12 protein-coding genes are annotated in these 12,161 nt (G+C 45.7%); all 12 read right to left on the bottom strand.

Features of this window, described 5'->3' with window-relative positions:
* Positions 1 to 19 precede the first annotated feature (19 nt).
* The 12 genes from QP775_RS05135 to QP775_RS05190 all read right to left on the bottom strand — a co-directional run bounded on the left by QP775_RS05135 (position 20) and on the right by QP775_RS05190 (position 11,997).
* The gene (locus QP775_RS05135; protein WP_285104162.1) at positions 20 to 439 is read right to left on the bottom strand and encodes an SRPBCC family protein; all 420 of its coding nucleotides are present in this window, start codon (positions 437 to 439) and stop codon (positions 20 to 22) included.
* Positions 436 to 765 carry an ArsR/SmtB family transcription factor gene (locus QP775_RS05140; RefSeq protein ID WP_285104164.1) on the bottom strand — a complete coding sequence of 110 codons (330 nt, stop codon included), beginning with the start codon at positions 763 to 765 and terminating at the stop codon, positions 436 to 438. The genes QP775_RS05135 and QP775_RS05140 overlap by 4 nt, the downstream gene beginning before the upstream one ends.
* Positions 766 to 1,351: 586 nt before the next feature.
* Positions 1,352 to 2,521: a serine hydrolase domain-containing protein gene (locus QP775_RS05145; protein ID WP_285104166.1), complete on the bottom strand. Its 1,170-nt coding sequence runs from the start codon at positions 2,519 to 2,521 to the stop codon at positions 1,352 to 1,354.
* A 404-nt stretch (positions 2,522 to 2,925) separates the two neighbouring features.
* Positions 2,926 to 3,612 (bottom strand): class I SAM-dependent methyltransferase, encoded by a 687-nt coding sequence (locus QP775_RS05150; protein WP_285104168.1) that lies wholly within the window; start codon positions 3,610 to 3,612, stop codon positions 2,926 to 2,928.
* A 31-nt stretch (positions 3,613 to 3,643) separates the two neighbouring features.
* Positions 3,644 to 4,495, bottom strand: a complete 852-nt coding sequence (locus QP775_RS05155) for a DMT family transporter (RefSeq protein ID WP_285104170.1) — start codon at positions 4,493 to 4,495, stop codon at positions 3,644 to 3,646.
* Between the two features lie 41 nt (positions 4,496 to 4,536).
* Positions 4,537 to 5,403 carry a nickel transporter permease gene (nikC, locus tag QP775_RS05160; protein WP_285104172.1) on the bottom strand — a complete coding sequence of 289 codons (867 nt, stop codon included), beginning with the start codon at positions 5,401 to 5,403 and terminating at the stop codon, positions 4,537 to 4,539.
* Complete coding sequence (gene nikB, locus QP775_RS05165; protein WP_285104174.1) at positions 5,400 to 6,356, bottom strand: nickel ABC transporter permease; 957 nt, start codon at positions 6,354 to 6,356, stop codon at positions 5,400 to 5,402. The genes nikC and nikB overlap by 4 nt, the downstream gene beginning before the upstream one ends.
* Positions 6,346 to 7,914, bottom strand: coding sequence for a nickel ABC transporter substrate-binding protein (gene nikA / locus QP775_RS05170; RefSeq protein WP_285104176.1), 1,569 nt, complete (start codon positions 7,912 to 7,914; stop codon positions 6,346 to 6,348). Before nikA ends, nikB begins: the two co-directional genes overlap by 11 nt.
* The gene (locus QP775_RS05175; protein ID WP_285104178.1) at positions 7,896 to 9,233 is read right to left on the bottom strand and encodes an opine metallophore biosynthesis dehydrogenase; all 1,338 of its coding nucleotides are present in this window, start codon (positions 9,231 to 9,233) and stop codon (positions 7,896 to 7,898) included. The genes nikA and QP775_RS05175 overlap by 19 nt, the downstream gene beginning before the upstream one ends.
* Complete coding sequence (locus QP775_RS05180) at positions 9,230 to 10,048, bottom strand: nicotianamine synthase family protein (protein ID WP_285104180.1); 819 nt, start codon at positions 10,046 to 10,048, stop codon at positions 9,230 to 9,232. Before QP775_RS05180 ends, QP775_RS05175 begins: the two co-directional genes overlap by 4 nt.
* A 210-nt stretch (positions 10,049 to 10,258) precedes the next feature.
* Positions 10,259 to 11,047 carry an ABC transporter ATP-binding protein gene (locus tag QP775_RS05185; RefSeq protein WP_285104182.1) on the bottom strand — a complete coding sequence of 263 codons (789 nt, stop codon included), beginning with the start codon at positions 11,045 to 11,047 and terminating at the stop codon, positions 10,259 to 10,261.
* Positions 11,048 to 11,106: 59 nt separating this feature from the next.
* Positions 11,107 to 11,997 carry an ATP-binding cassette domain-containing protein gene (locus tag QP775_RS05190; protein ID WP_285104184.1) on the bottom strand — a complete coding sequence of 297 codons (891 nt, stop codon included), beginning with the start codon at positions 11,995 to 11,997 and terminating at the stop codon, positions 11,107 to 11,109.
* Positions 11,998 to 12,161 lie beyond the last annotated feature (164 nt).

Below are 12,161 nucleotides of genomic sequence, written 5' to 3' on the forward strand. Positions count from 1 at the left end.
AAATAGATCCGTTGATGGGCTACTGTTCCAATACCTTTTCAAGCTCGCCGCACCATTTACCCCAGCCATACTTAGCTCCTGCGAGTGCTTGCTCATTCGAAATTCCGGTTTGTTCAAGGTGAAGATTAACCATTCCATCTTCTAAATCTTGGAGTGTCCAAGTGATCAAGTGCTTCTCTCCGCTTTCCCATGTATAGGACAACTTGTTAGGTGCGTCCACAATAAGCACTTCGCCTTCAATAATTCCATTCCACCATTCAGTCGGCTGAGTGCTGAACTGAAAATGATGTCCTACAACAGGTTTAAAATCATTTTCCATCGCCTGACCAGTGTGGATATTGTGCACCCACTTGGCAAGCATGCTCGAATCGGTTAAGGCCGACCAAAGCTTCTCAATCGTTGTCTTGTACTGAAAATCCAAAGATAATGTTAAACTCATCCTTCTTCCTCCTCTAGTAGCTGCTGCAAGCGCAGCATATTCGTACTCCAGAACTTACTATAAAAAGCCACCCAATCTTGAACTTCGCTGAGTGGAGCGGCGTTTAGCCTGAACCGCGTTTCTCTACCAACTTTCCGATCGAGTACTAGTCCGGCCTCTTTAAGGATTGTCAAATGCTTGGATACGGCTGTACGGCCCATCTGAAACTGTGCCGTTAATTCATGAAGCGGCATCTCCTCTGCTTCTGCTAATAGTCGTATCAGTCGACGTCTAGTTGGATCTGCAATCGCATCAAACACATCTCGTAACTGGTTGTTCTCACTCACCACACTCCCTCCAAATTATTATTTTATGTAGTAGAAATCTATTGGTGGCACGAAAGGACAGCCTTTAATTATAGCCACCTCCCTAAAAGTTAGTAGCTCTTCGGATGCAGCGACCATGCAGCGATATTTAGTGCAGCATATGAAAAGCGAAGGACATAATGAAAACATAATCAGCATAATGGTTAGCAAGCGCATGAGATAAAACCGCGCCAGTCATAGTACTTTCCAAATGACTAGTCCCTTATTGGACACCATTTAGTGACACTTCGATTATATGTCACCATTTGGTGTCGCGTCAAGCAGCATAAGCCTTTTTATTAGCTTTCGCAGCACCTTGCCCCTCATCGACGGAGCCTACTCGCGATCAACAGCGCGGCTAATCCGATCGTCACCTTGAGTGTCATTGGAAGACCACTCATCACATCGACGACCATACGCAGCTTATAGCCAATGCACTACACTTGATGGTCAAACGTGTCAAAATTAACTCCCATTTAGCATTGATGCTGGTGTGTTTGCTTGCACGATAAACAGCGCACCTTCCCTCATCAACAAGGGTGGCGCGCCGTTTATTGTCTTTTCTCAATTATTGACCAAATTCAGCCTTAATTACACTCAAACGCTGCTCCCACGTATCACTATGCATTGCATTAATAGCAACGGACAGCACATGCTCCCCACCTATTAAACCTCCAGCATATGACGAACTTCCGTGTATATCGCCGCCATGTCCCCAGAACGTCTCGCCATTTGGCAGTTTCATTCCGATCATTCCTAATCCATAGAGACCCAACTCGGTCTGTACACCATTCAGCATCTGCTGTAAAGTCTCCGGCTTCAAGAGCTTACCACCTAGCAATGCACTATAAAATGTATTCAAATCTTTGCCCGTGGAGATCATATCACCAGCTGCATTGCCCCACGATGGATTAATATCGGTGAAGTCTACCAACTTATTGTCCTTACTGTTCATTGGAATCGAATAACCTCTAGCATGTACTCCTGGAATATGCGATGCGCTTCCCAGCGAATAAGTATCTTTTAATCCTAGCGGATCAATAATACGCTTCTTAACCTGATGAGCGTAGGTGTCACCTGATGCCTTACGAATAATTTCACCAGCAAGTACGGTATTCGTATTGGAATATTCCCATTTCCCTAACTCCCCAGGAGAAAATGAAGGTTTCATTGAAAGTCCAGTTTTAATTAATTCATCTGCGGTATAGTTGCGGTACGGCGTTTTCTCGAACTCTGCAATAAACTCTTTCGTTGTATAGTTTGCTATCCCACTTGTCATCTGCAGCAGGTTGCGGATCGTAATCTTATCGCCATCGTACCCATTTCCTTTTACTACGCCCGGAAGCCATTTCTCTATCGTATCTTCTAGACTTAGCTTCTTCTCATCTACTAGCTGCAAAATAATCGTTGCAGTAAATGTTTTGGTTATACTCCCAATTCGAAAAGTGTAGTTCGATTTTATCGGATTGGAATCATGTATGCTAGCTTGCCCTGAAGCATAAGACCACTGCTCACCATTTTTCATTGCTACAGCAAATATACCTGGTGTAAGCGCATGCGCAGCTGCTTGATCCAAGACATGCTTCACATTGGCTCGTGAATCAACGGTAGCTTTTTGGGCTCCCGTTTGCTGTTGCGATGATTGGCCTTCTTGAGCATTTACAGTTCCTTGAACAGAAAAAAGTAAGGAGCCTGCTGCTATTGCCGTCGCCAGCATTAACGTTGTTCTTTTTTTCATGTCGCTTGCTTTTGAATTCACCATAATTCCTCGCTCTCCATTTTTTTGAACTTACGCTTTCCTACGCGACTGAATTGCTTGCTTACAAATCCATCATATAGCAGCGATCTTTCAAATTTCTTACCTGTTTCTTACATCATTCTTACGTTCAATGAAACGAACTTAGTTGAAGTGATTTCTTAGACACACTTTGAATCCCCTTCTCTACAACCGCACAAAAAACGCTTCTCTATATCGTCAATAATGACAGTATAGAGAAGCATCGTAGATAAGTTAGTATTGAATGCTGCCTTTGTGATACTCTTCGCGTGGCAAAGCAAGGTCAGAATGCAGCATTAGTTTGAGTCGTTTTATTGTAGAATGCTCAAACATCACTCGTTGAAAGTGTTTGATGAAGACTCCTCTTAATCCTCAGTAGGAGCTATTAATCGAAAAATATAGGCCTGTTCATAAGCATATTTTAAATGGTCTGCCACACACTCATACCACACACTAGCCTGCGCTAGCTCAACAAAATCCACTGGCAGCATGCGGCGGATCGAAACCTTAAACCCCTCTTTAAAAAATGCGTCTGCAATCTCATCAAGCGAATATTCCTGCATCGGGATCGCCGAGTTTGTATTAATTTTTTCTTTTATTCGAAGAAAGCTTGGATTGCTCGGGTAATCTGCGTATGTCGCATAATACACGCCTCCCGGCTTCAAAGCTTTTTTAATTTGTCGGGCATGCGCCTCCAAATTAGGCAGCAAGTACATGACAGCCAAGCTAAATGCGATATCAAATCTGTGCTCAAATTGCTCCGGACTTGATGTTAATACATAACGGATCGGTAATTGGTTCTTCCGACTGTTTGCAATCGCAATGGACTCACTCGCTAAGTCTGTGCCGATTGCCTCTTTATATGGCCGTTCTTCATAAAGCAGACGTAAAAATCCGCCTTGATTGCAGCCGAAATCAAGCACGCTACATGAACGCAAATCTTCCTCAGGAATAAATTTCAGAACACGTTTCCAGTGTGGAATATGAGTGTCTTCCATGCTCTGGTCTCCCTCTTGCCACCACACCTTATAGAATTGATCCTCTTTTATCATAATTTCCTCCTTATCGTATATATCAAAATCTTTAGGCACGGGCATCCCCGGACGGCTTAAACATGGAGAGACCGACACAGCCGGCAACAATCAAAATCCCGCCAATAATCGTTGTGATATTCGGTATTTCTTCCCAGAAAAGAAAACCGAACAGCGCATTGAGCATTAGGCCGAAATAGCTAATCACCTGTACAACGACGGCATTTTCATGTGTAAACGCCTTCGTTAAAAATAGTTGTCCAATTAATGAAACAACGCCGATAAGCAGTAAATAAACACTATCTCTTACATCAGGCATTACAAAATGGTTTGTTAAAAATGGAATTGCGACGATTGTGGAGGTCGCCGTAAAATAAAATACGATTTCATAGGCCGAGTGCTTTTGGCTTAGATAACGAATCGATATGCTGGCTGCCGCGGAAAAAAACGCACTTAGAAGACCGACGATTGCGAAAACAGAATAGCTCGCGTACGTATTAGGTTGAATTAGAATAGCTGCGCCAACAAGCACGACGAGCAGGAGCAGCGCTGATTTACCTCGAATTTGTTCCTTTAGTAAGAGGGCTGACAGGATCATAACAAAAATAGGCGCTAGTTGGGCTAATATGCTCGCATCCGTGAGCGGCAAATGCGAGAGCGTATAGAAGAATGTAAGCATATACATTCCTCCCATCAGGCCACGAACAGCAAGCATCGGAATGCCTGTTCTGGAAAAAGAGATACGTTGCCGCTGCATAATGACAAGCACGAGTACCGTGCCGATTAATCCGCGAAAAAACGCGATTTCCGCAGCGGGAATCGTAAAGCTTACCTCTTTGACCAGCGCATTCATCACGCTGAATACGAAGGACGATAGCAGGGCCAGCAGTACTCCATTTTTCATGGCGACCTCTTTCATTATTTGAAGTTGTCTCTATTATTTAGTTATCTGGCACGCACATCCATTAGATCCCGTAAGCCGTCGCTTACAAGGTTGCATGCCAGCACAATGATCATAATACATAGGCCGGGATATATCATCTGTTCTGGTGCTATCTGAAAATAAGGCCTGCCATCGCTCAGCATGGCTCCCCATTCTGGGGACGGGGGCTGTGCCCCAAGACCAAGGTAGGATAGTGCCGAAATAAGCAATATCGTTTTCCCCACATCCGCCGCGGCCATAATTGCCAATGGAGATGCCATTTGACGAAGCAAGTGCCTTCTGATAATGGCCCAGCCCCCACTGCCGGCTACAATGGAGGCATGGATATAGTCTTTCTTGCACTCCGATATGGCTATCCCTCGTACGAGCCGAGCGTAGCCAATCCACTTCACACAAGCAATTGCCAAGATTGTATTCACAAGACCTGGGCCAAGAAACCCAGCTACGGCAATAGCAAGCAAAAACTCAGGCACTGCGCCAGCAGCATCGGCCAAACGCATCAGCAATGCGTCCAAAAACCCTTTGGCAAAGCCTGCAATAAGGCCAATCGGTACTCCGATAATCATAACGACAGCACTGGCACAGAACGACAACCCCACCGTTTGACGAGTACCTGCCACTAATCTGGATAAGATGCAGCGGCCCAGATGATCCGTGCCAAGCGGATATTCCATGCTTGGTGCACGTAGTCGCTGCGACATTTGTACGAACACCGGATCATTAATCGTAAGCCATGGACTTAACAAAGCAACCAACAGGACTAGTCCTGCAATTCCCATGCCAATCCCCATGATTGGGCTGCGTCGTATGCTGCGCCATGAGGAATATGCTCTATAGGTTACCACGTTTATAGGACCCTCAGATTTCAAGCGCTCATCCCCTTCTCATGTCGGATTTTCGGATCTAACAGCATTAAGCCAACGTCGGATAACCAATTCGCAAGTCCAATAAATAATCCGGTTAGAAGGATATAGCCTTGAATAACCGGATAATTTCGTTGTGCAATGGCCTCCATCGCCATGCTGCCAAGCCCTGGCCAGCCAAACAGAGACTCCGTCACGACAGATCCGGCCATCAATGCTCCCATGCTCATACCAAGCAGAGATACAACAGGCAGTAAGGCAGGACGCATCGCATATATGGCTGTTACCCTCCATTCTCGAATACCTCTGGCTCGGGCCGCACGGATATACTCCTGCGAAAGACCTTCCAGCAGACCTGCACGCAGCAGCCGGATATATTCCGGAGCCATGACAAATCCAAGCGTAACGGAGGGTAAGATGAGATGGCGTAAGCTTCCTCCCCCCATCATTGGCAGCCAGCTTAATCGATAGGCAAAAAGATAGATAAGCAGCAAGCCAAGCCAAAAGCTGGGGATAGACGCACCGAGCAGAGCAATGATCCGGCTGGCATGATCGACAGAACGGCCATAATAGACTGCAGCGAGCAGCCCGAGAGGAACTGCAAAGACAAGCAGCGCAAGCATAGAGCTGAGCATCAATGATGCGGTTGCAGGCAAGCGTTCAGTTAATAGCTGCCAAACGTCCTGATTGGTTGTATAGGATCGACCCATATCGAGCCGAGCAACTTGTGCAACCCAGTCTCCATACTGTTGGTAAAGAGGCTTATCAAGTCCTAGCGCTTGGCGAACAGTGAGCTGATTGGCTTCTGTGACCGGCCTTTCGTCAGCCTTCAATATGGCAAGCACAGGATCGCCCGGCGCCATTTTCATTAGAACAAAAGTAACTAGACTTAATACAACAAGCATCAGCACGAGCTGAAGCAGCCTGAATCCCGCATGCCTAAACATTTTAGCGCACATCCATTTTATTCGTCACAATGTAAAATTCTTCAGCACCTGGCTTCCAATTCAATACGCGTTGATTGACGCCCACCAATATATTCGGATGAATAATGAAGGAATGTACATTCGCTTCGTTAATGACCTGAACAGCTTTCTGTGTCAAATGATTACGTGTTTGTACATCGCTAGTTGCGTTAAGCTCTTTTACAATCGGATCAAGCTGGTCCAATCGAATGTTAGCCGGATTGTAAGAACCTCCAGGTACATATGCAGCATTAATGAAGGAGGCTCCGTCTCCACGAGGGGAAGTCAAATAACTAGATGTCGACAAATCCCAATCGGTGTGATCCTTTATATAGACGTCCGGATACTCGACCGATAATATTTGAATATCAACTCCAATTTTGGCGGCTTCGGATTGGAGCAGCAATGGAATTAGAGGCAGTTCGGGATTGATTCCGGAGAAAGCGATCAGCTTTAATTGAAGCACATTCCCGTTCTTTTCCATTTTTCCATTCATATTGCTTTTATATCCTGCACTCGCCAACAGCGTAAGCGCTTCCTGTGGATTGAACTTTGTGTATCCACCCTTGTTGCCGAACGGAAGCAACGAATGAAAGGGACCGTTAGAAGGATTGGCATGGCCCAGCATTATGTCTTTTACGATCGTGTCCCGATCAATCAGCTTGTCGATAGCCTTTCTTACTAGAATATCCGATACGCTCGTGCTTTTCGGATTATAGGTAAAGTAATGGGTACGAAGACTGGGTACCGATTGAACCGCTAGCTGAGGATCTTGACCAATCGTCCCCAGCGCCTCTGGTGCCAAATGATACACAATATCCGCATGCTTTGACTGAAAAGCCAGCGTCCTGACGTTCGCATCCGCATTAAACAAAAACTTGACTGCGCTCAGCTTCGCCTTTCCGTCCCAATATCCGTCAAATCGAGACAGCGATATTTCCTGCCCGGGAATATAACCGTTGACCTGAAAGGGCCCCGTCCCAACAGGTGCTTTATTAAAGGCCGCCTTCCCCATTTTATTTTCAGCCGTTATACTGACAATACTTGCCGTGGGATGAACAAGCTCCGTTGCAAAAGCCGGATGCGGTTCCGACGTTGTAAAAGTAATCACTTGTCCGCTCGCTTCCATGTTCTGAATTTTTAATGCAGCAGCAAGCGCCTTACTATCTGCAATTGCCCTCTCGAAGGAGGCTTTAGCGGCTGCGGCGTCAAGCTTAGTACCATCCTGAAAAGTGACCCCGTCTCGAATTATAAATTGCCAGGTATGGTCATCCTTGGCTTCCCATTTGACAGCAAGCCAAGGAGCGACCTGCATGTTGTCGTCAAGGCGAAGCAGTGTTTCGGTTATACCCGCTCTCAAGGCAATCCATTCATTGTGGGGATCAAGTGACTCATTAGGCAAGCTGTGTAGAATGGTTACGCTCTTCTCACCTAGCTCGTTCCCCTCTGTCTTCTGCGTATTGTCACTACAACTGGTGAGAAGAATCATGCAGCATAACAAAGCGATCATTGCCCCTCTATTGCGCAGAAAGTTTACGTATTGTCCAAGCATGCCTCTCCCTCCTGTTCCTGAAAGATAAGAAGGATCATTGCCGCTTGCTCGCCTGTATCATCCGTCATCCGATCAGAAGCGAACCTGTTTGCACCTTTCTCTTCTATAAAGGCGGACAGCTTTCTTTCAAAAAGCTCAACTAATGCAAGTGAATGCTTCATATGCACACCTAGCAGCTGCCCCAAGCTGCACAGCAACTTCAGTCTCTTATAATCCTCATACGGGATTCGTGGAATGGACCAAGAGCCGTTTTCATCAACCTCAGCCTGTTTGTAAGGAATTGCGGAAAAGTCTACATATTTTCCTTGCTCGTCCGGTTCTGAGAATGGATCAATCAGAATGGAAGAATAACGGATATAGAGCATATATTCTTGCTGGACTGGCTCCATTTGGGGGAAGCCTTCGATATCAGCTCGCGACAGTGTTGTCTCATGAACCGGATAATTATCGTCATTCAGAAATTTCAGCAAATTCATCGGCTTTACACCAAACAATAAGAGAAGCTGTGATATCTCCTTCCACAGCAGAATCATACTGCGAATCGTATGCTGTGTAATCGGCCCCTCCGGATACAGCTTATACAAGTATTTGCGAGAGATATGCGAGCCGAAGATTTCGTTTAACGAATAATCGTTGATAAAAAAAGGCGGATGCACATAGGTTGTTATACTGCGGCTCTCTGCTTCGATAGGCGATGCTGCTAACTCACACTGTATGGTTTGAGCTTCGAGCAAAGCTTTAATGGTTTGCGTGACTTTGCTGTCTTTGCGATTCGAAGCTACAAATATTTTTCGTTTCATGCCTTTTACAACGGTTTTTAACATCGTATTTTCGTGGGATGGAAATCTTGAAGAGGCATAATAGGTAGAAAAGCTGATAAGCTCAATAGAAGCTGCAAAATGGCCGAGTGTACTTTGCAGTAGAAGATTCGATCCGATGCCTGGGGAGATAAGAACAATGGTACGCAGCTGTTTCATCGCTTCCAGATCTAATTGTTGAATGACTCGGGTGTAGCTGTCGCTCGGTGTGCATAAAACAAGGGTGTGCCATATATCCTCAACATCTGCATACCCGTTATAGAAGCGACTTACAATCGTACCACCAGATAAATGCCGGGCTTGCGGAGTTTGCAGATCGGCATAAATCGCATAATGATTGTGTTCGAGCTCCTGCTGGATCTGATCTGCACGAGTTCCTTTTCGATTGAGCAAGCCTACCTGATTGGATTGCTTGCTCCAATCTACTGCCGCATGAATACCAGCTGGCCCAACGCCAATGATTAATGTATTGCCGAATGGTTTAAGGTGTGGATTCGTCATCCTCCCTGTGTCACCTCCATTTCTCTAACTCTTTTCCGTTGCAGCATGACCGTATCGTAAATCCTTTTTCCATGCACGATTGGGGTAATCTCCCATTCATCAGAATGCTCAACATCGAAAGGAAAGTTGAAGATTGACTTTAATCCGTTGCCGTATCTTACGATTATTTTGACATCTTCATGAGCCGATTGCTGCAGCTTTCCCAGCAGCTCATGTTTGTCGTCGACCAGAGAAGCAACAACGACATGTGTAGCCTGTTCAAGGAAGCTTAATCCTGCCTGATAACAGCCAGAGAACGTGAGACTGGTTATCAAGCCAACTGCTTCAGTAACCCTTTTTCCGAGTGCAACGGCTTCTTCGTCCGTATCCAAGCAAAATACTTTCGCACCGGTTTCTTGCGCCATCGTCAACGCAGATACAGGAAATGCGCCGGACCCGATAAACAAAATTTTGGACGACGAGTCCATACCGAACAATAGCAGTTCACGTCTTACTGTGGAAGAGAGAATTGAAAGATATTCACTTATGCTCGTTTTTTGACTCAGTAATTGAGAAGATTGATACTTTTCCAAATAACATAACGCCTGATTAGATGCGGAGCGAACCCGCTCTCCATGCTGCCTGATCTCCTCCGTGTTTCCCCATTGCCTCCACAGCGCTTCATTTTCATCAGATGTCATGAACTGACATAAAGCGTCCAGCTTCGATTGCAATAACTCGTAGCAGTCTGGACATTCTTCCGAATAGGCCCTTAATCGATGAATTTCAAATTCAAACGACTGCAAGGCAAGCAGCAAGGCGTACTTCTGCTTCACACAATTTCCCCCCGTTTCATCGGATAGTATAATATATGGTAATAACAACCATTTCACAACCGTAATTATACAAGACTTCTAAACGCACTTGTATAGCTAAAACGGGCTATATTTCGCTAGTATGCCTTAAGCAGATTTGGGTTAAGACCACAGTCAAGCCATCCATAGCTCCTAAATATTCAAAATATGGTGAAATTACTGTGTAATACACTAGCTGCGTGCGGCAGCGATGAGCAGTTGAGTGTAGGGATGGCGATCTTTACTCCAAATCTTACTTTTGGCAAACTGGTCCACAATCATTCCTGCTTGCATAATCAGGATTCGGTCGCTCATTTGCTCCACGACGGCGATATCATGAGAAATAAACAAATAAGCTAGCCCTAGCTCGAGACGCAATTGATCGAGCAGCTGCAAGATTTGCGACTGTACAGTAACGTCAAGACTCGTGGTGGCTTCATCGCAAATAAGCAGCTTGGGAAGCAGGCTGATTCCACGTGCTATTACAACCCGCTGTCGCTGTCCACCGCTAAGCTCATGCGGATAACGTTCCATGCAAGCGAGTTCCAGTCCTACCATGTCAAATAATCTCCCAGCGGCCTTCCGTCTGGAGTTTCTTATATCAGAGAGAAACGGCGGAACCACCTCTGGATAATTGTCGAGCGGCTCTAAGACGGACCGCCATACTGGCAGACGATCATTAAGTGAGGCGTTGGGGTCTTGAAAAACCCCTTGTATATGCTGCCGCATCGTACGTAAAGCCTTTCCTTTGAGTCCTTTTAGCAGCGATCCATTAAACGATATTTCTCCACAATCCGGGTGCTCCAATAACAAAAGAAGCTTTGCAAGAGTGCTTTTTCCACAGCCGCTCTCTCCCACAAGTCCTAGACATTCTCCCTTATCGATATGAAAGGATATATTCTGTATGACATCAATCGTTCCTTTTCCTTTTGAACCGTAGTACATTTTGGATAACCCGTTCACGGAAAGTAATACATTCATCTGGCATTTGCCTCCTTAGCAGTACCGCTGTCTAGTGTCACAGAACCTTTATGTGATAGCTACTTGGGTACAGATTCAGCAGGGTTTTTCAGCTTTGGACACGACACCAGCAGTTGACGGGTGTACGGATGCTTCGTATGATTGCGAATATTCACGGCATCCCCCGACTCTACGATACGTCCTTCTTTCATAACTAGGATGCGATGCGCCCGCTTCATAACTTGTCGCAGATCATGCGAAATAAGCAGCATTGCGCATCCGGTCTGCCGTTGCAGCTCCGACATTAACTCCAGTACCCTTTCCCCGGTCAGTGCGTCCAAGGCGGTTGTCGGTTCGTCCGCGATAAGTAGCGCTGGTTTCAGCATAAGTGCCGCAGCAAGAGATACGCGCTGTTGTTGTCCACCACTTAATTGGAATGGGTAGCTTGTATAGGTACGCTCAGGTGGCAGCGCAACTTTGTCCAGCCAAGTCAGCGCCAGTTCTTTGGCTTCCCGGTAAGAGAGCTGCTTCAGATGGGTTCGAATTATTACACTCAACTGCCGACCTAATGGAAAAAATGGAGAAAAGCTGCCTTGATAATCTTGAAAGATCCAACCAATCTGCCTTCCTCTCCATTGCCTCTTTTTCTTTTCGGGCCAGTCTACTATCGACTCACCTTGAAATAAAATATTCCCGCCTCCAATATGGACTCCATTTGGCATCAAGCCCGCTATGGCGCTTGCAGTTATGCTCTTCCCGCTCCCGCTCTCGCCTATAAGCGCCAATGTTTCCCCTTCGTTAATGGAAAATGAAAGCTCGTGAAGAAGTGTCCTGCAAATTTTGTCTTTTTGGACAATGACGCTGAGACGGTCCACGATCAAAACTTGACGCGATATGTCGTTATCCGAGATCTCATTGGAACTGTCGCTCCAATTAGCGTACTGATTGTTCTCATCCTGATGAGCTGCCATTTAATACTCTCCTCCTTTAGAGCCTCCTATTCTTTGCTGGAAAAGTCCACCATTGTCTATTAGTTTAAAGGATTTTATGGTGCAGCAATAGATTTAAATTGCAATATGCCAATATTAATTTAATGCGCAAAGATCGAGCTCAAAGCGAGAACATTATTAAGACC

Origin of the sequence: Paenibacillus sp. UMB4589-SE434, from assembly GCF_030226685.1 — a bacterium.
Taxonomy (GTDB): Bacteria; Bacillota; Bacilli; order Paenibacillales; family Paenibacillaceae; genus Paenibacillus_B.

Excerpts from the sequence above, each read along its gene's own strand:
- QP775_RS05135 (WP_285104162.1), bottom strand. The coding sequence starts at position 439 with ATGAGTTTAACATTATCTTTGGATTTTCAGTACAAGACAACGATTGAG.
- QP775_RS05145 (WP_285104166.1), bottom strand. The coding sequence starts at position 2,521 with ATGAAAAAAAGAACAACGTTAATGCTGGCGACGGCAATAGCAGCAGGC.
- QP775_RS05150 (WP_285104168.1), bottom strand. The coding sequence starts at position 3,612 with ATGATAAAAGAGGATCAATTCTATAAGGTGTGGTGGCAAGAGGGAGAC.
- QP775_RS05155 (WP_285104170.1), bottom strand. The coding sequence starts at position 4,495 with ATGAAAAATGGAGTACTGCTGGCCCTGCTATCGTCCTTCGTATTCAGC.
- nikB (WP_285104174.1), bottom strand. The coding sequence starts at position 6,356 with ATGTGCGCTAAAATGTTTAGGCATGCGGGATTCAGGCTGCTTCAGCTC.
- nikA (WP_285104176.1), bottom strand. The coding sequence starts at position 7,914 with ATGCTTGGACAATACGTAAACTTTCTGCGCAATAGAGGGGCAATGATC.
- QP775_RS05175 (WP_285104178.1), bottom strand. The coding sequence starts at position 9,233 with ATGACGAATCCACACCTTAAACCATTCGGCAATACATTAATCATTGGC.
- QP775_RS05185 (WP_285104182.1), bottom strand. The coding sequence starts at position 11,047 with ATGAATGTATTACTTTCCGTGAACGGGTTATCCAAAATGTACTACGGT.
- QP775_RS05190 (WP_285104184.1), bottom strand. The coding sequence starts at position 11,997 with ATGGCAGCTCATCAGGATGAGAACAATCAGTACGCTAATTGGAGCGAC.